This is a genomic window from Waltera acetigignens (assembly GCF_025567015.1).
Taxonomy (GTDB): Bacteria; Bacillota; Clostridia; order Lachnospirales; family Lachnospiraceae; genus Acetatifactor; species Acetatifactor acetigignens.
Map to the genome: position 1 here is coordinate 465,029 of NZ_JAOQJO010000001.1, position 23,008 is coordinate 488,036.

Consider the following 23,008-nt stretch of genomic DNA (forward strand, 5'->3'; position numbering starts at 1 on the left):
CGCATTCCGGGCTGTCGCCCTACTTGCTCATGGCTCCATACTATCCGGCTTCTCCGCGCTTTGCGCTCCCGAATCCGGCACATACATTCGCATTCCGGGCTGTCGCCCTACTTGCTCATGTATGTTTGATCCGCTAATAGACAGATTACTCTGCCTGCAAGCAGTCTCGTAATCTGTCTATTGCGGATCTTAGTATTACACGTTGAAGCGGAACAGGATCACATCGCCGTCCTGCACTACATAATCCTTGCCTTCCATGCCGACCAGACCCTTTTCACGGGCAGCGGCCAGAGAGCCCTGCTCCAGCAGATCCTTGTAGTTTACTACTTCTGCCTTGATGAAGCCTCTCTCGAAATCGGAGTGGATCTTGCCGGCTGCCTGAGGTGCCTTGGTGCCAATCTTGATGGTCCATGCTCTGGTCTCATCCTCTCCTGCAGTCAGGAAGCTCATCAGACCTAAGATATGATAACTTGCCTTAATCAGTTTCTCCAGACCGGATTCCTTTAATCCCAGGTCGTCTAAGAACATTGCCTTCTCATCATCATCCAGCTCGGAGATCTCTTCCTCGATCTGTGCACAGATCACGAATACCTCACTGTGTTCACCGGCTGCGAACTCTCTTACTTTTGCCACCATCTCATTGGATGCACCGTCATCTGCCAGATCATCCTCGGCTACATTGGCTGCATAGATCACAGGCTTATAAGTCAACAGATTGTATTCCTTTAACAGAGCCAGTTCATCCTCATCGGTAACATCCAGGCTCTTTGCCATCTTACCGCTCTCCAGATGCTCCTTGATACGCTCAAGCAGTGCCAGCTCCTTGGCATAGGTCTTGTCCATTCTGGCTGCCTTGACTACCTTGGACAGTCTTCTCTCCAGTACTTCCAGATCTGCGAAGATCAGCTCCAGATTGATGGTCTCGATATCACGCAGAGGGTTCACGCTGCCGTCCACATGGATGACATTAGGATCCTCGAAACATCTTACCACATGTACGATAGCATCCACTTCACGGATATTGCTTAAGAACTGGTTGCCCAGTCCCTCACCCTTGGAGGCACCCTTTACCAGACCTGCGATATCCACGAATTCGATCACTGCGGGAGTTACCTTCTTGGAATGATACATCTCGCCCAGTGCTTTCAGTCTGTCATCCGGAACTGTTACCACACCCACGTTAGGGTCGATGGTACAGAAGGGATAGTTGGCGGATTCTGCTCCCGCCTTGGTCAGGGAATTGAAAAGTGTGCTCTTTCCCACGTTGGGAAGACCTACGATACCCAGCTTCATTTTATCTTTACCCGTTCAAAAATCCCTCTATAAACGGAATTTTTGCCTTTCTGTTTATTAGTTGAACAATATAATCTAAAATTATAGCATAATATGTGTTTTTTTCAAACACCTAAATACTTTTCTTTCGAAATAAAAATATGCTATAATATGCATTATCATAAACCAAAGAGGAAAAATCAATGAAAAGAATACGTTATTTTGATTTACTTAGATGTACCTGCTTTTGTTTCATTATTTTTTATCATCTGCTCTTTCAGCTCTATCTCTCCGGAATCTGTCCCGTAGAGAGACTCAATCCTCTGTTTTCCAACAGCAATATGCATCTGGCAACCCTGGGTGTTGCTGTATTTTTCATGTTATCCGGTGCCAGTCTCTCCTATACCGCGAAGGAGAACTTCAGCCTCGCAAAATATTATAAGAAAAGATTTCTGCGCATCCTGATTCCCTTTTATATACTTTACATTGTTTATTTCCTGTTTCTCCTTTTCCAGAGCCATTCCGTCCACAATATTTTTCCTGAAGGAATTCCTGCGTGGAGAATTGTTTTTACTTTTCTTGGAATGGATTCCTGGGTCAGCATGCACGGGATCAGCACCTTTTCCCTTACCATCGGAGAATGGTTTCTGGGATGTCTTATTCTGTTGTATCTGATCTTTCCATTGCTTCGATTTTTTATGATAAAAAGTGAAAAGTTCTTTTTTATCATCGCTACCGGGATTTATTTGATTGTTTTATTTCATTACGATTTCTCCGTCCCCATCCATATGAACTTCTTCCTGAAGGGCTACGAGTTCGTAATCGGTATGATGATTGGTTATTATCATGAAAAATTCAATCCTAAATGGATTTTCTTATCCCTGCCGGTGGTGATTTTCTTTGTTCTGTGCCCTTTTGCACTTCCCATCAGCACCGGTTTGAAAATAACGATACTGGCCGTTGCCTTCTGGATTTCCGCTGCATGCCTGGAACCGGTTCTCGAAAAAGGACACGGCCGATTTCTCCGTACGATAAGTAACTACTCTTATGAAGTATTTCTGGTCCACCATATCATTATCTATTTTATCACTCCGAGGGCTATTCCCTATATGCGCGGTATGGTGGGTGTTTTAGGTTTGTTTCTCGTTGAATTGCTGCTGATGGCAGTGCTGGGATTTCTTTTGAAGTTCATCTCCGATCAATGCATTGCCGCTCTGTCCAATCTTACTGCTGTTGAAAATAAACGTTAATCCCCTGCAGCAATCCTTCCGCCAGTTGATCCAGTATAGCATCGCTGTGATCGGAATATGCATTTCCCAGTTCCATATCCACGGAAGGGATCGTACTATAAGAAGTCTGGGTCAGGTCAATGCTCATGTTTCCTTTTCCATAGATCGTTGCTCCCTGTCCCCGCAGCCCTTCCACCAGATCCGCTCCCAGAGCATCGTGCTGCTGCCAGTGGGATGCCACCGGCTCCATACTCTTCAGTACTTCCGGCACAGAGATGTAAAAGCATCCCTTGTCGTAATTCTTGCCGTCACCGCTGTCCCAGTGCAGTGCGATATGGCAGTCTGCCACGTTATTGCAGATCACGGTCCTGGCCACATTGTCCAACTGCACATCCTCTCCGTCCCTGAGCATCAGTACATCATAGCCGGAGGCCAACAGTTTGTCCCGCAGAATCTGTGCCATCTGCAAAGTAACCGTTCGCTCCGGTGTCCCGTCCTGAAATGTCATGCCTCCGGACACTGCCGCAGCTTCCGTAGCTCCCGCTGCCGTACTGCCTCCCGTAGTCTTGGCCGAACCGTCCGGATGGCACAGCGTCTTTACTTTGGCCCCACCGGCGGTGCCATGTCCCGCATTCACTCCGATAATGATTCCCTTGCTTCCGGACTCCTCTGGTGCCCGGTATAGTACTGCGGCTCCGGTATTTATCTTCGAATGATCCGCATATTCCCAGTCCGGATTCAGAGTGATCTGCTGTAAATCAGTGTATTCTGCAGGCTGGCTTGACACCGTTTCTGTCTGATCAGCCCCGTGGGCTTCTAAAGCTTCACTTTGTGGTACCGTTTCTTCAGCCTCCGGTATACTATTCTCCTGTAACGTTTGCGTTTCCCGTGCCAGGGCATCTTCCGGCTCCTGTGATGGCAATGTCTCTGCCTGCGTTTCCCTACCAGCCACTGCAGAAGCCATCTCATTCTCTATGCTTGTCCCGTACACTCCGGTACTATGTGTATCCACACTCTCCGGATATTCAGCATTATTCTGTGCGCCACAGGCCGTCATGCCTGCTGTCAACGCCATGCCGGCTATGATTGCCACCATCCTGTAATGTTTTCTATAAAGCATCTCTCTTTCCTTCCTCCGACAGGAAAAGAACCACAGCTGTAATCTTACAGCTATGGTTCTTCTGTTCTTTCTTCTTCACGATTACCGAAAACAGTCTCTGACTAACCACGCAGTTTGAAATGCTCTAACAATTCATTCAAAGTGGTTGCAGAAGCGGAAAGTTCTTCACTGGTCGCAGAGGTTTCCTCTGCTGCTGCGGAGTTGGACTGGATAACATCGTTGATGTCCTCCACACCCTTCTTGATGTTGTTGACAGATACTGCCTGTCTGTCGGATGCAGTACGGATATTAGCAACCTCCTGGATGATCTGATCCAGTTCGGTCATAACCTTCTGCATTGCTTCGTTGGTCTCCCTGGTAACCCTGTTACCCACTCCTACTTCGTTCATGGATTCTTCGATCAGCTTCTTAGACTCTACTGCGGAATTTGCACTCTCTTCTGCCAGCTGTCTGATCTGGTCAGCCACGACTGCGAAACCTCTTCCGGCTTCCCCTGCTCTTGCTGCCTCAATGGAAGCATTCAAAGACAGCAGATTGGTCTGGGATGCAATATTCTCGATATCTGCGATGATCTTCTCGATATTCTGGGTCGTGGTATCGATTTTCTTCATGGCATCTACCAGCTCATCCATCTTCTGCTGGCTGTTGGCTGCCTCGATACCTACCTGTTTTGCCTTATCGTGAACGATATCGGTAGACTTGGTGTTCTCCAGTACCTGATTCGTTACTTCTTCTACGGTAGCCACCAGTTCTTCAACAGCTGCAGCCTGACTGGTAGCACCTTCTGCAATATCCTGTGCACTGACAGCCAGCTGATTGCTTCCGGCAGACACCTGTTCGGAAGATCCCTGAATACCGTGCATAGTCTCACTGACCTTGTTCACCATATCATCCAGTTCATCCAGTACATTGCGGAGCTGTCCTACATACGCATCGGGGCAGTTGCTATGTACATCAAAATTACCCCCAGCAAAATGCTCTACAATATCCTGCAGATCTGATACAACCTTTTTCAAAATAGCTGCTGCGGTCTCAAAGCTGTCAGAAAGCCTGCCCAGCTCATCCCCGGATTCATAGGGTACTCCGATCTCAAAATCACCGGCTACAATCTTTTCAGCTGCCATTACCAGGCTTTCAATAGGTTCTACTAACATTTTAGTAAGCATTTTTGACATAGCTGCATTAAATGCAATAGCTAATACAACTATGATCACAGCAATTACGCTTCCCACATAGCTTTTTGACTGTATCAATCCCACAACTGCCACCAGGGCCAACACCACATATAAAACGTCCATAATGCGGAATACAAAAGAAAGCTTATTTTTTATAGGCTTCTCCCTTAACATTTCTTCCAGTTTTTTCATTTGTTTCCTGCTCCTTCCATTAATTAACCTACATACATTTTATTTTAATTTCCTCTGGAGGTTTCGTCAAGATTTCTCTGCTTAAAATTATGTAAAATTATGTGTGGGATGCCCGGCTCATCTCCAGAAGCTTATCCCGCATTTCATTTTCGATCCGCTGTAAGTCTTCCTCTGCGCTCTGTCTTCTGGCACGGCCTTCCTCCTGGATCTTCATGACTTCATCCAGTGTGGTCATCAGTGTCTGGTTCGTGGTCTTGAGGGTCTCGATATCCACAATACCTCTCTCTGATTCCTTCGCTGTCTCCACGGTTGCCACTTTCAGTGCTTCTGCATTTTTCTTCAACAGTTCATTGGTCATATCCGATACTGCACGCTGTGCCTTGGCTGCATCGGTGGCATGATCCAGACCGATGGCAATGACCATCTGGCTCTTCCACAGAGGGATCGTATTCACCAGTGTGGACTGGATCTTCTCGGACATAGCGATATCATTGGACTGGATCAGTCGGATCTGGGGTGCCATCTGCAGAGAAATGGCTCTGGTAAGTTCCAGATCATAGATCTTCTTCTCGAATCTCTCACACATTGCTGCAAAATCCTTCGCAGCCTGCGTATCCTCCGGCAGTCCGCTCTTCTGTGCTTTTTCCAGAAGTTCCGGCAGTTCCACATTTTTCGCCTGTGTCAGTTTCTTTTTACCCGCCAGAATGTACATGGACAGTTCTTTAAAATAATTCAGATTCAGCTGATACAGCTTGTCCAGTACCGCCACATCTTTTAACAGCACCACCTGATGATTTTCCATGGCATCACAGATCTTGCTGATGTTCACTTCCGCTTTATCATACTTTGCTTTCAGATTATTCAGCTTATCCCCGCTCTTTTTAAACAAGCCGAAGAATCCCTTGTCTTCCTCTGTATCAAAATCCTTGAGCTGTGCCACTACATCCGTCAACAGCTGTCCAACCTCGCCCATATCCTTGGTCCGGACATTGCTAAGTGCTGTCTCAGAGAAATCTGCGATCTTTTTCTGACTCCCCGCACCGTACTGCAATACCGCCTGGGTATTGGTCAGATCGATCTGTCCCGCAAAATCATCTACCATTTTCTGTTCTTCCGGTGTAAGTTCCATCTCCGGAACAGCCTGCTCCTCTACCAGTTCCTCCGGCTTCTTCTCCACGATCTCTGCCTTTGCCTCCGCAAAGGGATCCAGTGTAAGGGTAGGTGCCTCTTTTGTTGCTGCATCCAGATCCATATTCATACTTATAACCCCGCCTTTCCATACTCTCTCATGATTTTTTATTTACCATCAGCATTGCTTTCCTGCTGTCATACACTTTTTTCTCTTACAAAATCCGATTCCGTCAGCCCTTCCCTGGCCAACATCGTCTGCAATACCTGTGCATCCGCTGACGCATCAAAGGCTGCATCCCGGAACAGATTGTTCAGCAATGTAACGAATGCCTGATTGATCATATCCAGTGTCTTTTCGATCTCTTTTTTGGCATCGAGAATATCTTCTCCCGGGCTGCTGATCTCGTCAAATTCCGCATACTGCTCCACCAGTTTCAACATAGTAGGCAGGTAATAATCCATCAGTTTATGCATCCGGTGCATCTGCTCCGGATGCTCCTGCACTCGGTCAAAGATCTCCTTCAACAGATTTTCCAGCCGGTACAGCTTCTCAGAGATAGCTTCTCCTTCGATCCTGTCATTCAGATCCCGCAGATGACGGATGTATTCCATTCCTTCTGCCACCATACTGTGCAGTTCCTGCTCTCTGCGGTTCTGATCCGTATCCTGTGTATCGGTGCCCGCTGTATTCTGTTCCTTCTCCTGCTCACTGATCTTCTTCTGCTCCAGATAGGCTTTCTCCGTCTCCAGATACTGACGGTAGATCACATTATTGAGCATAAAGCAGGTCTCTTTATCATCCAGATGTCCGTCCGGAAACATTCCGGCTTTTAACATCTTACGAAGATCCCTTCTGACATAGCGGACACTTTTTCCGGTATAGCGGGCCATTTCGTTGATCTCACCATACATTTTGGTGCCGCACAGTTCCAGATATTTCTCCGCACGTTTTAATCTTCTACGCTGTCCGTTGCCATAAGAGATCATCTCTAAAAATACCAGAGACAATACTCCCGGAAGGATTGCCGCACTCAGAGATGCTGCCTGAAAAGCTGCCAGTAACAGCTGTACCAGAAGTCCCAGTCCGCTGAACCCCAGTCCGATCCCGCCGAACACAGTGCACAATGTTCCGGACACGTTTCCCTTCTTTTCCATTTTGACCAGAGAAGTCATTTCTGCCGCAGTAGCTTTTCTGGGTGTCACCGGCTGTGCCTGATTCCGTGCACGGTTCTGCTCTGCCTGAGCCTTCCGTTGTTCTTCCCACTGCTTTTCCCGCTCTCTGCGCTGCCGGTGCCATTCTTCGTTCTGCCTGCGGCGCTCCTCCTGCTGTTTTTCCCGTTGCTGCCGTTCTGCCTGGATCTCTGCCTCGGTCTTGACTTCCTCCCGCCTTTTATCCTGCCAGCTGCGCTGGGAATTCCACACCTTTTTTTCCGTGGCTTCCCTGGACAGATTTGCCTGGAAATCCGCCTCCCGCAAGGCATCGTTGACCGTATCCGTCACCAGCGTGTTCAACGCATGAAAATCTCCGGTCTTCATCGCTTCCGTAATGGTCTCTTTGAATTTTTCCCCTAGATTATTCTGCACTTCACTCATAATTAATATTTTCTCTGATTTTTCAGTTCATCATAGAGCAGACAGTAGTTCTCATAACGTATCTGCGGGATCTCTCCCTCTGCCACAGCAGCCTTGATACCGCATACCGGCTCAGAGATATGGGAGCAGCCTCCGAATCTGCAATATTTTTCAAAAGGGGCAAACTCCGGATAAAATTCCGCCAGCTGCTCCTTCTCCAACCGAAACAACCCCAGAGAGCTAAATCCCGGGGTATCCAGAATATACGTATCCTGTGCAATGGAGATCAGTTCGGAGTGCCTGGTAGTATGCTTTCCCCGCTCGATCTTCTCACTGATGGAGCCGGTCTCCATCACTGTGCCGGACTGCAGGCAGTTTACCAGAGAGGATTTACCGACACCGCTGGGACCCGCCACCGTAGTGGTCTTGCCGCGAAGCAGCTCCTGAATGGTATCTATCCCTTCTTGTCTGGCTGCGCTGACCGTGATCGTACGGAATCCCGCCTGTTCGTAAATGGCACGATAATCTTCCTTTTTGCCTTCCTCGTCAATATCCTGCTTGTTAAAACAGATAATGCAGGGAATGTCCTGCTGCTGCATCATGACCAGGAAACGATCCAGCAGATTAAAATTCGGCTGTGGCTTCGTGATGGCAAAGATCACCAGCGCCTGATCCACATTAGCTACCGCCGGACGGATCAGTTCACTGTGTCTGGGAAGCAATTCCCTGATATTTCCTTTTTTCTGTGCCTCATCCAGGACATCCATCTCCACGTCATCCCCGACCAGGGGTTTTCTGTGATCCTTGCGAAAGACTCCTTTTGCCTTGCATTCGTACACCGTGCCCATTGTATGGCCATCGTCCGCTACATGGACGTAATAGAACCCGGCGATTCCTTTTATAATCTTGCCCTTCATAGCTTCCCGCCTTTGATCTTATTCCTTTACGAACTCAACTCTTCTGGTAAAGGAACGGTCTTCTGTCGTTCCGGGAACCGTCACCTGCTCCCCGGTATCCGGGTTCGTTGTGGTGGTCGGTTCGCTTGTCACCTGATACGTCATGGTGAGCGTACCACCGGAGGCAGTCATACCGTTGAAATTGGTAGCTACCGGGAAAGTGCTGGTCTTGGTATCCAGCAGTACGTTATCGTCATCCGTCACCAGTTTGATGCTGACTTCCATTCCCGATACATAGCCGGGTGCTTCCGAAGTCGTCGGTGCCGCAATGCTGACATTACACTTGTAAGTCACCTTCTGAGCTCCCTGACTGACCTTGATATCAATGGAGGTTCCCTGCTCCACATAGGAGCCATGGGAATAGCTCTGGTAACAGATCATGCCTTCTCCCACTTCGTCACTGTAGATATAGGTCACACTGCCTACGGTCAGTCCTGCCTCGATGGCTTCTACCGTACCGTCCTGCTCGGACAGACCGATCAGATTCGGCACACGGATCTTGGTATCTTCCTTACCCAGACTTACTGTCACAGTGATCACACTGCCCTTCGGTGCTTTGTTGCCCTCGGAAGGGGTCTGGGAAATCACCCGGCCGGACTCTACCGTATCGGAATAGCTCTCTGTCTTGTTGACCAGGAAGCCCTTGCCTACCAACTGAGTATTGGCTTCATCAAAAGTAAGATCCACCACATTGGGTACTTCCACACCCTGAGTTCCTGCACTGGCTTTCAGGGTTACCTTGCTGCCCTTATCGATCTGTGCTCCCACGCTGACATCTGTATTGATAACAACACCTTCCGCTACCGTGTCGGACTCCTCATAAGTCACCTCTGTGAGGATTCCCAGACTGGTCAGGGTGCTCTTTGCATCTTCTACCTTCATGCCCCTTACATCCGGCATGGAGACCTTTTCCACTTCTGTGGCATCCGTCTCTTCGGTCGTAATGATCGGTCCTGAGTTAGAGTCGCTGCTTCCTTCATTTTTGCCGCCGAAGATCTTCACTGCCAGAACGATCAGGATAATACAGATCACCACACCGGCTACAATTGCCAGGATTGTGGTCACGCGCTCCATCTTGGGGTCGTAGTCGTAATTATCCTCGTCTTCGCCATCCTCATCGTTTTCATACATGGCTTCGGTATCGGAACGCAGACGCATGGTCTCATCATGATCCGGTTCTTCGTATTCCCGTCCTCCCTGATAAGGGACTTTTCGTTTGATCTGCGCCATATCCTCATCGGAGATCATCCGGGTACCACCTTCCATATCCGGATCGGTGTTCACCACGAAATCTTCCTCCGGGTTGATCAGGGACTGCTTCAGATCCGCGATCAGTTCTGCCATATTCTGGTATCTGCGGTCCGGAGACTTCTGACAACATTTCAGTACAATACTGGCTACGCTGGAAGGGATCTCCGGTACAAACTCCTTCGGAGACGGCATTTCTTCCTGAATATGCTTGATGGCGATGGCAACCGTAGTCTCCCCGTTGAAAGGAACTCTTCCCGTCAGCATCTCGAACATGGTGATACCCAGCGAATAGATATCACTCTTTTCATCGCTGTACCCCCCTCTGGCCTGCTCGGGAGAAGTATAGTGTACACTTCCCATGACATTAGAAGTGATGGTATTACTGGTAGCTGCCTTGGCAATACCGAAGTCCGTCACCTTGACTTTGCCGTCCTTGGAGATAATAATATTCTGCGGCTTGATATCCCGATGGATAATATGATTATTATGTGCAGCCTCAATACCCATGCTTACCTGGATGGCGATACTTACCGCTTCCTTGTAAGACAGTCTGGCCTTCTTCTCAATGTACTTTTTGAGGGTAATACCCTCTACCAGTTCCATGACGATATAATAGATTCCGTTCTCTTCCCCGACATCATAGACATTGACAATATTGGGGTGCATCAGTCCTGCTGCCGCCTGTGCCTCGATCCGGAATTTGGATACAAAATTAGCATTTTCGCTGAATTCCTGCTTCAATACCTTGATCGCCACATAGCGGTTCAGCTTGTGACATTTTGCTTTATAGACATCTGACATACCGCCGGTTCCGATTTTTTCCAGGATCTCATAGCGATCGCCGATCATCATTCCGATTTTGATCATACTTGCTCTCCATTTCCAAAAAAGCTGGGTAATTTACGCGCACGGCTCGATCAGTATCACACTGATATTGTCTCTGCCGCCGTTGGCATTGGCCGCCTCCACCAGGCTCTCTGCCTTCTCCACAAGGTCTCTGGCTCCGCTGATAATCATGCGGATTTCCTCGTCTTCCAGCATATTTGTCAGACCATCCGAGCACATAAGGACGATCTCACCCTCCTGTAATTCCACGGTAAAGAAATCCGGCTCCACTTTGTCTTCCGCCCCTACCGCTCTGGTAATAATATTTTTATCCGGATGGTTCCTTGCATCGGCACGATCCAGTTCTCCGATCCGTACCATTTCTTCTACATACGAATGATCTCTTGTGATCTGGCGGATCTTGCTGCCCACCACATAGAGTCTGCTGTCTCCTACATTGGCCACCTGTAAGAATCTGCCCATGCAGGATGCCACCACAACCGTAGTCCCCATTCCTTCCAGCTTTTCATCCTCGCTGGCTCTCTTGCGGATCACATCATTGGCTTCCTCAATGGCTTTGCGGAAGATCAGGGTGGGATTCTTCTCAAAAGAATTCTCCATCTCGGCAAGCATGGTCTCTACCGTTACCTTGGACGCATAGTCTCCCGCATTGTGACCACCCATACCATCTGCCACGATAAATACATTCGGCAGATTTCCCACCGGTTTTTCAGAGGTATAGATATAGTCCTGATTTACTTTTCTTTTCCTTCCGATATCGGTTATGGAAAACGTCTTAAGCACGTCAAACTTCCTCCTGTGAGAGTTCCCCCGGGTTCTTCGCCTCCTGCGTATGACGGCGTCTTAACTGTCCGCAGGCTCCGTCAATATCCCGGCCCATCTCCCTTCTAATTGTAACATGTATCATCTTACTTTCAAGTTTATTTTTAAATGCCTGAATGTGCTTCGTATCCGACTGCACATAATCCCGCTCTTTAATGGGGTTGACCGGGATGAGGTTGATATGGCAGCACAACGGCTTCGCCAGGGCGATCAGTTCCCTGGCATCCTCTTCCGTATCATTCACACCGCCCACCAGACTGTATTCGAAAGTGATCCTTCGTCCGGTCTGTTCGAAATAATACTGACAGACTTCCATCAACTCTTTGATAGAATACCGGTTGGCAATGGGCATCAGTTTTCTTCGTTTTTCATCGGTGGTGGCATGCAAGGACAGTGCCAGTGTGATCTGCAGCTTTTCATCCGCCAGCTGCCGCATTCTGGGCACGATTCCACAGGTGGACACCGTGACATTTCTCTGGCTGATATTCAGACCGTTCTCATCGGTCAGAAGATGCAGAAATTTCAAAATATTGTCATAATTATCCATCGGTTCCCCAGTGCCCATGACTACCACATTGGAGACCCGCTCCCCCGTCAGTCTTGTAATGGCGTAAATCTGATCCAGCATCTCGGAAGGAGTCAGATTCCGTTCCAGTCCGTCCAGCGTGGACGCACAGAATTTACAGCCCATACGGCATCCCACCTGTGAAGAAATGCACACACTGTTGCCGTGCTTATACTGCATCCAGACACTTTCCACCACATTGCCATCAGATAATTCAAACAGGAATTTTTTCGTTCCGTCGATCTTGGACTCCTGTATTCTGACAGGGTTTACACAGGTGTATTCATATTTTTCCTTACATTGCTCCCTGAATTTTGCGGAGAGGTTGGTCATTTCATCAAAGCTCCTGACCAGCTTCACATGCATCCATTCATACATCTGCTTTGCCCGGAAGGCCTTCTCTCCCATGCTCTCCAGCTCTGTTTTCAATTCTTCCAGATTCAGGGATTTGATATCTTTTTTCGTATCCATTTTTCGTTCTCTTACTTCTTATCTCTCACGCTTTTCTGCGCAGTCTTGCATAATAGAATCCGTCGGTCTCATCCGTTCCCGGCAGAAGCTGTCTCTCTTCTTCCAGTACAAACGGGAAATTCTCTGTGATCCAGACTGCCATCTCCTGATTTTCCCCGCGGTGGATCGTGCAGGTACTGTAGAGCAGTACACCGTGCGGCTTCACATACTGCCATCCGGCTGCCACGATCTGCCTTTGCAGTTCTGTGATGGATTGCAGGCTTTCCGGTGTGGCATGATATTTGATATCTCTCTTTTTTCCCATAACACCAAGACCAGAGCAGGGGACATCCATCAGCACCACGTCCGCATATTTTTCCTTCTCCGGATCATGCACCGTGGCATCATACACCTGAACCTCCACATTCCTACGGTTCATGCGCTCCAGATTCTCCCGGATCAGGTCCGTCTTGTATTCAGATATATCACGGGACACGACGTGGCCTGCTTCCCCTGCAAATTCCGCCGCCAGGATCGTCTTGCCACCCGGAGCCGCACACAGATCCATGACCGTATTACCTGGGCATATACCTGCCGCTTCCACTGCAAGTGCGGAGCTGGCATCCTGCACGGTAAATTTGCCTTCCGCAAAGCCCGGAAGTTCACTTACATTTTCCAGATTCTGTGCCAGATACACATAAGGAAGTTCCCTGCTTTGCTGCAGACGTACACCGGTTTTCTCAATTTTCTCCGCCAGTGACTCTCTCTCCGCTTCGGTCAGTTCCGTGGAGAACCGCAGGGATACCGGATGAATGGAAAGGAGTCCTTTTAAAAGTGTTTCCGTTCCTTCTCTGCCATATGCAGGCAGCCACAGATTCACGATCCATTCCGGCATGGAATATTTTATGCTCAGATATTTCACCGTATCCTTGGGATCCGGCAACGGCATCTGTTTCTTGCTGCGGGAAATATTACGCAGCACCGCATTGACGAAGCCTTTCAGGGTACGGAAGCCTCTTTTGGCCGCCAGCTTGCAGGCCTCATTGCACACCGCACTGTCGGGAACTGCGTCCATATACAGGATCTGATAAGTACTCATGCGAAGAAGACAGCGGATCAGAGGCTTCATCTTCCGGACCGGAACAGAAGAAAACCGATCCAGATAATAGTCCAGCTCCAGCTGTCTCTCTATCGTACCTTCCGTGACTCTTTTAATAAACGCTTTCTCTCTGGGATCCAGATAATCGTATTTATCCAGAACCGCTTTCATCAATTTATGGGAAAAATCCTGCCCCTTTTCCAGACTGAGCAGGATCTCCACTATAATCTCTCTTGTATCGGTCGTTGCATGATCACTCAAGATTAGTCTCTCCTTCTGCGATTGCCGCCGTACAGCAGGATCAGTCTGAGCAGCTGTAATGCGGAGGAGGCCGCTCCTGCCACATAGGTCAGAGCCGCTGCCGTCAGCACCTTTTTGCCGCCGCTTACTTCTTCACTGCCTAATAACCCGTATTCTTCCACCTTCACGATAGCTCTGCGGGAAGCATTGAATTCCACAGGCAGTGTCACCAGTTGGAAAATAACGGTCAGCGCAAATGCCCAGATACCAAGCTGGATCAATGTCTGGTTCCAGCTGAGCAGTACTCCTAAAAAGATCAGGGGAATGCTTAAATTGCTTCCGATATTCACCACCGGCACCAGTGCAGCACGAATGTTCATGGGGGCATAGCCATGGGCATGCTGAATGGCATGTCCGCACTCATGGGCCGCAACACTGACCGCGGTCACCGAGGTTCCGTTAAAGTTGTTGTAAGACAGTCGCACCGTATCCGTCCGGGGATCGTAATGATCACCGTCATCGGAGTTCAGGCACTCGATCTGTACATTGTATAAGCCTTCTCTGTTGAGAATGTTGCGGGCCGCTTCCGCTCCCGTCAATCCTCTCATATTCCGGACTTTGCTGTATTTGCGCATGGTGGAATTCACCAGTGCGCTGGCACCCAGACACAATACCAGTCCGACCAGTACCAGAAAATAAGTAGGATCCCAATAATAACCATATCCGTAATAGCCACCGTACATACGAAAGTCTCCTTTCTGTCAACACCGCTTACCCGATCGTTGCTTTTCGTTTCGTCGTATCCTAACGCTCGCCCAGAAGCTCTCCCGGCTGTACCTTTACCCCCAGCAGGAAATCGTGAGTTGTCATACGCTTTTTACCTTCCAGCTGCAGTTCCATCACCTTTAAGGAGCCTCCCGATGCAGCCACTTCAAAGGAATCCTTATTCACCGTAAGAATCGTGCCCGGTGCTTCCTTATGCGCAGTTGCCATAGGAATGGCTTTCCAGATTTTCAGCTGTTTTCCATGATAATGCGTATATGCACTGGGCCAGGGAGTCAGTCCACGGATCAAACGATCCAGTTCTGCCGCTGTTTTCGTAAAGTCCAGCTTTCCCATCTCTTTGGTGATCAGGGCCGCATAGCAGGTCTTGGTATCATCCTGCTTTTCCGGTACCAGTTTGCCTGCCTCCAGCAGAGGCAGTGCCTCGGTGATCGCTTCCCCGCCCAGCACCATCAGCTTGTCATGCAAAGTTTCAAAGGTGTCCTCCGAAGTAATGGGGATTTTCTTCCGGTACAACATATCGCCGGTGTCCAGTCCCGCATTCATCTGCATGATGGTCACACCAGTCTCGGCCTCTCCGTCGATGATCACTCTCTGGATAGGAGATGCCCCGCGGTATTTCGGAAGGAGGGATGCATGGATGTTCAGACATCCGTATTTCGGCAGATCCAGAATCTCCTGAGACAGGATCTGTCCGAACGCCGCCACGATATAAATATCTGCGGGATATTTTTTCAGTTCCTCAATGGCTTCCGGTGTCTTGATCCGACGGGGCTGGAATACAGGAATGCCATGTTTTACCGCACATTCCTTCACGGGAGGAAACTGTAATTCTTTGCTTCTGCCCTTTGGCTTGTCCGGCTGGGTCACCACTGCGGTGATCTCATGGCCCTGTGTGATCAGTGCCTCCAGCGCTCCCACGGCAAAATCGGGAGTTCCCATAAATACGATCTGCATAGTCTGTCTCCTTTCCGGAAAGCTTACTCTTCTTCCTCATCCTCGTAGGTCATATCCTGCAGCGGTCCTTCCGCCTTTTCCACATAGAGATGACCGTCCAGATGATCCAGTTCGTGGCAGATGGCTCTGGCCAGCAATTCTGTTCCTTCTACTTCGATGGGCTTCATATTCACATCCAGTGCTACCGCTTTCACATAATTGGGTCTGGTTACGATGCCGAACTTACCGGGTACGCTAAGACACCCTTCCTGTCCGGTCTGCTCTCCACTGCTCTCTACGATGCGGGGGTTGATCAGAATATACGGATCCTCTCCGGTGGTATCGATCACCACGATTCTCTTCAGGACACCTACCTGTGGTGCCGCCAGCCCTACGCCATTGGCATCGTACATAGTCTCCAACATATCCTCGATCAGTTCTTTGGTCCGGGGTGTCATCTCCTTGACCTCTTTGCAGGTCTTGGTCAGTACTTCATCCCCATATTCACGAATGTTTCTGATTGCCACAGTTCTTTACCTCCTATAACACGCTTACCGGGTCAAAATCAAATTGTATACTCATCTGTCTGGGCTGCCACTGTCTGAGAGTTTCCTCCAGTCTGTCCTTTACTTCCACCAGGACATCATACTCCGCATGCTTCACATAGAACACATACCGGTAGATATCATTGATCTTGCTGATGTTGGCAGGGGCAGGTCCCAGTACCTGTATCTTCTTATTGGACTGTTCTTTTTGCTTTCCTGACAAAAAGTCCATATTAGACTTTACCACATCTGTCAGTCTCAGGGCAAGCTGTTTTACATTTTCTTCCTCTTTCCCGTAGATCTGTACTGCCAGCATATGAGCCACCGGCGGGTAGCCGGACAGCTCTCTATACAGAATCTCCTCCTGATAAAAGCTCTCATAATCCTGAGCCGCAGCACAGGTAATGGCGTAATGATCCGGCTGATAGGTCTGGATCACCGCTTCCCCGGGGAGCACCCCTCTGCCGGCCCGGCCCACCGCCTGGGTCAGAAGCTGGAAAGTCCGCTCTCCCGCCCGGTAATCCGACGCATTTAACGACAGATCCGCCGCCAGGATCCCCACCAGTGTCACCTTGGGGAAATCATGTCCCTTGACGATCATCTGGGTGCCGATCAGCACGTCCGCTTCCCCGTTTGCGAAGGAGGATAATATTTTCTCATAGCTGTCCTTCGTCCGGGTGGTATCCGCATCCATGCGTAACGTCCGCACACCGGGGTACAGCTCCTTTAGCTTTTCCTCGATCTGCTGGGTACCTGCCTTAAATCCCAGAATATATTTCGATCCACACTTGGGACAAAGCTTCGGCATCGGCTGTGTATAACCACAGTAATGACAGATCAGCCTTCCTCCCTTATGTTCCGAGAGAGAGACATCACAGTGCGGACACTTCATGACCTCACCGCAGGAACGGCAGGACACAAATCCCGCGTAGCCTCTTCGGTTTAAAAACAGGATGGTCTGCTGACCCTTGTTCAGCCGGTCTGTCATCAGTTCCTGCAATTTTCTGCTGAAAATAGAACGGTTACCCTCCTGCAGTTCCTGTCTGAGATCCACCGTGTACACCGTAGGAAGTTCCCCGCCGGTGAGCCGCTTTGTCAGTTGAAACAGCCGGTATTCTCCCCTACCGGCACGATAATAGGCCTCCAGGGAAGGTGTGGCTGAACCCAGCACTACACTGGCCCCGTACAGTTTTGCCACTTCCAGCGCAGTCTCTCTGGCATGATATTTCGGAGTACTTTCACTTTTATAGCTGTTCTCCTGCTCCTCATCCATAACGATCAGTCCCAGATTCGGAAACGGCGTAAAAAGTGCGGATCTTGGGCCGATGATCACATCGATTTCTCCAGCTTTGGCCCGTTCGCACTGATCGTATTTTTCCCCGGGGGATAACGTGGAATTCATCACGCTGACCCGATCACCGAATCTCTGGTAAAATCGCAGCAGTGTCTGATAAGTCAGGGCGATCTCGGGAATCAGCACAATAGCCTGCCGTCCCCTCGCGATCATTTCTCCGATCAGCCGCATGTATACTTCCGTCTTGCCGCTGCCGGTGATGCCGTGGATCAGATAGGTCTGTCTCCTTCCGGCATCAAAATCCGCAAGCACTTCCGTAACGATGGTCTGCTGTTCCTCACTCAGCGTATTACGCACTGCCTCTACGGACTGCATTTTGACCGGATTGCGGTAGCTTTCAGAGCTGACCAGTTTTGCTGCGCCGCTTTTTACAATACTGTTTACCGTGGCTGCACTGACCCCCAGTTTTCCGGTGATCCACTCATAGGGAATCGTCTCCTGTTCTGACAGGGCTTTTAACAGTCTTGCTTTGGCCACCTGTTTTTTCCGTTCACATTCTCCTAATAATGACAAAATCTCTTCTCTGTTCATCAGACGTACCAGCTGTCTGTGTTCCAGCTTTTTTACCGACTGTTTTGCCGGCAGTACCGTCTTCAGCGCCTGGATCATGGTACAGCCGTAATTCCGACGGATCCAGGCAGCCAGAGCAATCATTTTGTCCTCCACTCCGGTCTCTTTTTCCGGCATTCCTGCGATATCCTTGATCTTCTCCGGAGCGAACTGACACGTTTCCCCCAAAGCCACCACGTAACCCTTGATGAGACGATTGCCGTTGCCAAACGGGATCATGACACAGGCTCCCGGCTCCAGTCTGCCCCGCAGACTCTCCGGCACCCGGTATTGAAATGTTCTATCCAGTTTTTCGTGGGAGATATCTACAATGATATCCGCATATAACGTATTCAATCTGTTTTCCTCATTATTTTGCTGCAGATCCCGGAATATGTCCTTCCGCCAGAATATCCCGAATCAGATCTCTCTCATCCATGGGATGCTTCACCCCGCGGATCTCCTGGTAATCTTCATGTCCCTTGCCTGCCAGCACGATAATATCTCCGGGTTCTCCGTGTTCGATAGCATAAGTGATGGCTTCCTTACGATCGCAGATCTCTACATAATTTCCATCCGTTTTTGCCATACCTGTCTTGATATCGTCGATAATATCCTGTGGTTCCTCAAAACGGGGATTGTCGGAGGTAATGATGGTCAGATCCGCCAGCTTGCCGCTGACCTCTCCCATCTCAAAACGACGCTGTCTCGAACGGTTGCCTCCGCAGCCGAACAGGCTGATCAGTCTGTGAGGTTCATATTCCCGCAACGTGGTCAGCAGACTCTCCAGTGCCATGGCATTGTGGGCATAATCGATCAGCAGGGTGAACTGATCGGATACCTTGATCATCTCGATACGGCCTTTTACCTTTGCCTGCAACAGCGCCTTTTTAATGTTTTCCTCATCTACCTTGAAATGACGGCAGATGGCAATAGCCGCCAGCGCATTGTACACGCTGAATTTGCCGGGCATGGGCACTTCCACATCAAAATCCATCAGTCCGGCTACGTGGAAAGTCACGCCCAGTTCTCCGGGCTTATGCACCAGTTTCCGTTCTTCCGCCCGGAGCATACAGTGCTCTCCCATTCCGAAGTTCTCCAGTGTGCAGGTATGTCCTTCCGTCACTGCCTGCCAGTGCTCATCGTCACCATTCACAATACCTACCTTGCACTGTTTGAACAATAATCCCTTGCAGTGCAGATATTCCTCGAAGCTGGCATGCTCGTTGGGACCGATATGATCCGGTTCCAGATTCGTGAAAATACCGTAATCAAACACAAAGCCCTGCGTACGGTGCAGCATCAGCGCCTGAGAGGATACTTCCATCACAACCGTATCCAGTCCTGCCTCCACCATACGGGCAAAATACTCCTGCAGCAGATAGGATTCCGGGGTGGTATTGTTGGCATGGATATGTTCGTCTCCAATGATCACTTCGATGGTTCCCACCAGTCCCACTTTATAGCCGGCATTTTCCAGAATGGACTTTACCAGATAGGTGGTCGTTGTCTTACCTTTGGTACCCGTGATACCGATGACTTTCAGCTTTTCTGCCGGATGGCCGAACCAGGCCGCAGAAATAAATGCCATGGCATATCTGGTATCCGCTACTTTGACCACCGTCACATCCACATTCTCTGGCAGTTCCACGTCTTTTTGCACCACTAGTACTCCGGCTCCCTGCTCTGCCACCTGTGCAGCAAAATCATGACCGTCAAAATTTGCTCCGCCGATGCAGAGAAATAAGCATCCCGGAACGACCTTGCGGGAATCATAGACCACCGCAGGGATCTCTCTGTCCAGTGTTCCCTGTACCAGCTCATATTCCAAGTGCTCCAGAAGCTCTGTTAATTTCTTGTTTTCCATCTTATTCTTATCCTTTTCCATAGAGGTATCCGCCTTTCTCTCAGGAATCTTTTTCACATACTGTATTTTATTTTACTCTTTTTTCTCAGAATGTACCACCCTTAAATTTAGTTGCATCTTTTGCTTTTTCCGAAGCAATGGTATAATATTACTGATTTTTATTTAAGGGGGAATTCTCATGAACGGTTTCTATGGATCTGCATTCGGAAATATCCTTGGCACACTTTATTTTCTTCTATTTCAATGTGTGGGGGTTCTGTACATAAAACGTATTTTTCCTGAAAAGGGACTTCTGTTCCATCTGCTGACCGGCAGTGTATCCGGCTCTGTTCTGTTGCAGTGGATTCCTGCTCTGTTTGCCTTCTTCTTCGGTTTTTCCATGACAGCTCATATTATGGCTCTGCTTTTCGTAGTCATTTGTCTGGTCCTGCTATATGTCTTTTACCATCCTGCCACGGCAGTATCTTCGACTGCTCCCGACAAAGACTACCGGCAGCTGTTGCGCAGAAATTATGCCTTTCTTCTGCTGGCAGGCGGTACCTTTGTTCTGTTTTGTATTTTGTTATCCACCCACACCATCCTGCCGAAAGACGACGGGCTTCATGTGGGGCAGTGTACTTATGGGGATCTGCAGATGCACCTGGGAATCATTACAAGTATTGCCAATCAACAGACCTTCCCTCCTTACTACTCCATCTCTCCCTGGGATAGGCTCTGCTATCCTTTCCTGTGCGACAGTATTTCTTCCAGTATTTACCTGTTTGGTGCATCCCTGCGCTATGCTTATATGCTCCCTATGTATTTTGCCTTTTTCCAGGTCATAACGGGATTTTACGCCATTGCCGATGTTCTGTTCCATGATCGCGCCAAATCTCTGGCTGCCTGGGTCTTATTTTTCTATAACGGCGGTCTTGGCTTCGTATATTTCATTGACTGGAGCAGAGAAGGCGGTTATAAATTCAGTGATATTTTTACCGGCTATTACACTACCCCCACCAATCTGGTCGACCGGAATATCCGCTGGGTCAATATCATCGCAGATATGCTCCTGCCACAGCGTGCAACACTCTTTGGCTATGCGGTCCTGTTCTGTGCCATCTGGCTGCTGCTTCGGGCCATCCGGAACGGGGAAAAAGAATGTTTTCTCCCTGCCGGCATCCTGGCAGGGGCATTACCTATGATCCATACCCATTCCTTCGTTGCCATCCTGATCTTAAGTGCCTGTTGGATGTTGCTGTGCCTTTACCGGTCCGTGCCGCATAATACTTCCCCGGTAGAGCATCCGGGAGCCGTTCTGCTCGGATGTTTCGTGACCTGTATGATTCTTCTGGAAATTCTGAACGAAAGTTCTGCTGCCGTTGCACCTGTACTGCTCTTTCGTTTTGGCATCCTTGTTGCGGCATCCCTCGTGCTATACGGTCTGTCCTTACTGTACCGGTGCTTTTCCGGTAAAAGTACAAACAATGATACACTGCAGAAGTTTTTGACCACCTGGGGAGTTTTCTTTGGTGTGCTTCTGCTTCTTGCACTTCCGCAGTTATTGGAATGGACTTTTGGCCAGACAACGCAATCCGGCTTTTTGCTGGGGCATTTTAACTGGGGAAATCAGGGCGATACTTATTTGTGGTTTTATCTGAAAAACTGGGGTGCGATCCTGCTATGGTTCGTCCCTGCCATGATTCATTGTAAAAAAGAAGATTTTGATGTGATGTCCGGGGCATTTCTCCTGTGGTTTGTTGTGGAAATCATTTCCTTCACCCCTAACACATATGACAATAATAAACTATTATATATAACTTATATATTTGTCTGCTGCCTCAGTGCCGATTACGGAATTGATTTCCTGCGTTCTCTGAAAAAAGCCTCTTCACGATACCTCTGCATGATCGGCATGGTATTTCTTTGCACCTTTTCTGCCGTTCTGACCCTGTGCAGAGAGGTAATATCCGATTATACCGCTTATTCTTCCGCACAGGTGGAAGCTGCAGCATTCGTCGAGCAAAATACCTCTCCCACATCCCGTTTTCTTACCAACAACAGGCATGTAAATGAAATTGCCGCCCTTGCAGGGCGCAATGTGTTAAACGGGGCGGGAACCTTTTTGGCAATGCACGGTCTCTATCACACAGAATATCACGAAGATTTCCGGACAATTTATGAGACTCCCGCTGTTTCTGCTGATCTGATCCGTACTTACGACATCGATTATATTGAAGTCTCTTCCTGGGAACGGGCAAGTTACGCTGTCGATGAAAACTACTTCCGCTCCGCCTGGCCCTGTATCTTTGACAACGGAGAAATTCAGATTTACCAGATCAATCCATAATTTCACACTTGGAAGTCGCAAGACCCTCCGCATCACTGTGGGATGCACTTCCGAAGTTCTGGATCAGGCCGATCAGCTGTCCGGACATAAGCACGGTAAACAACGAATATCCGATACGTCTCACCGGAATGTAGCTTAAGGACATTACCAGTACGATCAGATCCGACATCAGATACACCCACTGGATCTTCCAGCCGGTAGCATGGGAAATACTCATGGCCAGGGCATCATCTCCGCTGGGGGCTCCGCCGATGCGCACGCACAGTCCGGCACCGACACCGACGAACAATGCTCCCACCAGTGCTGCCAGAAGGGGCATATTTGCCAGTTCCGGCCACAGATGAGGAAATTGCTCGCAGATTTTATAGGTTCCTGAGAATCCTGCGGTAGCCAGAGCCGAATAGGCGATAAATTCCTTGCCTAACAGCTTCCATCCCAGGATATAACATAAAATATTCATAATCCCTCCGGTAAACGCCGGAGAGATTCCTGTCCAATGCTCCAACAGCAACGTGGCTCCCAGCACACCACCCTCCGTTACTCCGGAGATGGAGTGCACGTTATATAATCCAAATGCCAGAATAAAACTTCCCAACAAAGTTATGGCACAATTTTTTAAGGTAATATTTTTCAGTGCCTGTCTCCATTCGTAAATCTGTGTTTTCATTTTTGTGCTGCTATTCCTTCTATATTTTTATAATTTTTATCCATATTTTTATATTATAATC

The 23,008-nt window shown here is 48.9% G+C and carries 18 protein-coding genes; 2 read left to right on the top strand and 16 right to left on the bottom strand.

Annotated elements, in window-relative coordinates; all coding sequences use genetic code 11:
* Positions 1-195 precede the first annotated feature (195 nt).
* Positions 196-1,293, bottom strand: coding sequence for a redox-regulated ATPase YchF (gene ychF, locus OCV96_RS02185; RefSeq protein WP_022312568.1), 1,098 nt, complete (start codon positions 1,291-1,293; stop codon positions 196-198).
* Positions 1,294-1,475: 182 nt separating this feature from the next.
* Between ychF and OCV96_RS02190 the strand changes: the two genes are divergently transcribed.
* Positions 1,476-2,522 (top strand): acyltransferase family protein, encoded by a 1,047-nt coding sequence (locus tag OCV96_RS02190; RefSeq protein ID WP_227063137.1) that lies wholly within the window; start codon positions 1,476-1,478, stop codon positions 2,520-2,522.
* On the opposite strand, the gene OCV96_RS02195 is transcribed toward OCV96_RS02190, so the two are convergent.
* The 14 genes from OCV96_RS02195 to OCV96_RS02260 form a co-directional block, all read right to left on the bottom strand.
* Entirely contained in the window at positions 2,497-3,621 is a 1,125-nt protein-coding gene (locus OCV96_RS02195; RefSeq protein WP_262593374.1) for an N-acetylmuramoyl-L-alanine amidase family protein, read from the bottom strand. The genes OCV96_RS02190 and OCV96_RS02195 overlap by 26 nt on opposite strands.
* A gap of 101 nt (positions 3,622-3,722) precedes the next feature.
* Positions 3,723-4,988: a methyl-accepting chemotaxis protein gene (locus OCV96_RS02200; RefSeq protein ID WP_262593375.1), complete on the bottom strand. Its 1,266-nt coding sequence runs from the start codon at positions 4,986-4,988 to the stop codon at positions 3,723-3,725.
* A gap of 97 nt (positions 4,989-5,085) precedes the next feature.
* On the bottom strand, positions 5,086-6,246 hold the full coding sequence (locus OCV96_RS02205; protein ID WP_262593376.1) for a toxic anion resistance protein: 1,161 nt from the start codon (positions 6,244-6,246) through the stop codon (positions 5,086-5,088).
* A 68-nt stretch (positions 6,247-6,314) separates the two neighbouring features.
* On the bottom strand, positions 6,315-7,712 hold the full coding sequence (locus OCV96_RS02210; protein ID WP_262593377.1) for a 5-bromo-4-chloroindolyl phosphate hydrolysis family protein: 1,398 nt from the start codon (positions 7,710-7,712) through the stop codon (positions 6,315-6,317).
* A 2-nt stretch (positions 7,713-7,714) separates the two neighbouring features.
* Positions 7,715-8,608 (bottom strand): ribosome small subunit-dependent GTPase A, encoded by an 894-nt coding sequence (gene rsgA / locus OCV96_RS02215; protein ID WP_117464747.1) that lies wholly within the window; start codon positions 8,606-8,608, stop codon positions 7,715-7,717.
* A gap of 18 nt (positions 8,609-8,626) precedes the next feature.
* Complete coding sequence (pknB, locus tag OCV96_RS02220; RefSeq protein ID WP_262593378.1) at positions 8,627-10,765, bottom strand: Stk1 family PASTA domain-containing Ser/Thr kinase; 2,139 nt, start codon at positions 10,763-10,765, stop codon at positions 8,627-8,629.
* 33 nt (positions 10,766-10,798) lie between these two features.
* Positions 10,799-11,527, bottom strand: a complete 729-nt coding sequence (locus OCV96_RS02225; RefSeq protein WP_118502571.1) for a Stp1/IreP family PP2C-type Ser/Thr phosphatase — start codon at positions 11,525-11,527, stop codon at positions 10,799-10,801.
* 1 nt (position 11,528) lies between these two features.
* Entirely contained in the window at positions 11,529-12,602 is a 1,074-nt protein-coding gene (gene rlmN, locus OCV96_RS02230; protein ID WP_262593379.1) for a dual-specificity RNA methyltransferase RlmN, read from the bottom strand.
* A 25-nt stretch (positions 12,603-12,627) separates the two neighbouring features.
* Positions 12,628-13,941: a 16S rRNA (cytosine(967)-C(5))-methyltransferase RsmB gene (gene rsmB / locus OCV96_RS02235; protein WP_262593380.1), complete on the bottom strand. Its 1,314-nt coding sequence runs from the start codon at positions 13,939-13,941 to the stop codon at positions 12,628-12,630.
* 2 nt (positions 13,942-13,943) lie between these two features.
* Complete coding sequence (locus OCV96_RS02240; RefSeq protein WP_227063156.1) at positions 13,944-14,663, bottom strand: zinc metallopeptidase; 720 nt, start codon at positions 14,661-14,663, stop codon at positions 13,944-13,946.
* 61 nt (positions 14,664-14,724) lie between these two features.
* A complete protein-coding gene (gene fmt / locus OCV96_RS02245; RefSeq protein WP_262593381.1) occupies positions 14,725-15,660 on the bottom strand; it encodes a methionyl-tRNA formyltransferase in 936 nt (311 codons plus the stop codon).
* 23 nt (positions 15,661-15,683) lie between these two features.
* Positions 15,684-16,166, bottom strand: a complete 483-nt coding sequence (def, locus tag OCV96_RS02250) for a peptide deformylase (RefSeq protein ID WP_022312555.1) — start codon at positions 16,164-16,166, stop codon at positions 15,684-15,686.
* Between the two features lie 13 nt (positions 16,167-16,179).
* A complete protein-coding gene (gene priA / locus OCV96_RS02255) occupies positions 16,180-18,444 on the bottom strand; it encodes a replication restart helicase PriA (protein WP_262593382.1) in 2,265 nt (754 codons plus the stop codon).
* A 13-nt stretch (positions 18,445-18,457) separates the two neighbouring features.
* Positions 18,458-19,975 carry a UDP-N-acetylmuramoyl-L-alanyl-D-glutamate--2,6-diaminopimelate ligase gene (locus OCV96_RS02260; protein WP_262593383.1) on the bottom strand — a complete coding sequence of 506 codons (1,518 nt, stop codon included), beginning with the start codon at positions 19,973-19,975 and terminating at the stop codon, positions 18,458-18,460.
* Between the two features lie 157 nt (positions 19,976-20,132).
* On the opposite strand from OCV96_RS02260, the gene OCV96_RS02265 reads away from it, so the two are divergent.
* A complete protein-coding gene (locus OCV96_RS02265; RefSeq protein WP_262593384.1) occupies positions 20,133-22,280 on the top strand; it encodes a hypothetical protein in 2,148 nt (715 codons plus the stop codon).
* On the opposite strand, the gene OCV96_RS02270 is transcribed toward OCV96_RS02265, so the two are convergent.
* On the bottom strand, positions 22,270-22,947 hold the full coding sequence (locus OCV96_RS02270; protein ID WP_118502581.1) for a YitT family protein: 678 nt from the start codon (positions 22,945-22,947) through the stop codon (positions 22,270-22,272). The two genes, OCV96_RS02265 and OCV96_RS02270, sit on opposite strands and share 11 nt — an antisense overlap.
* Between the last annotated feature and the right edge of the window lie 61 nt (positions 22,948-23,008).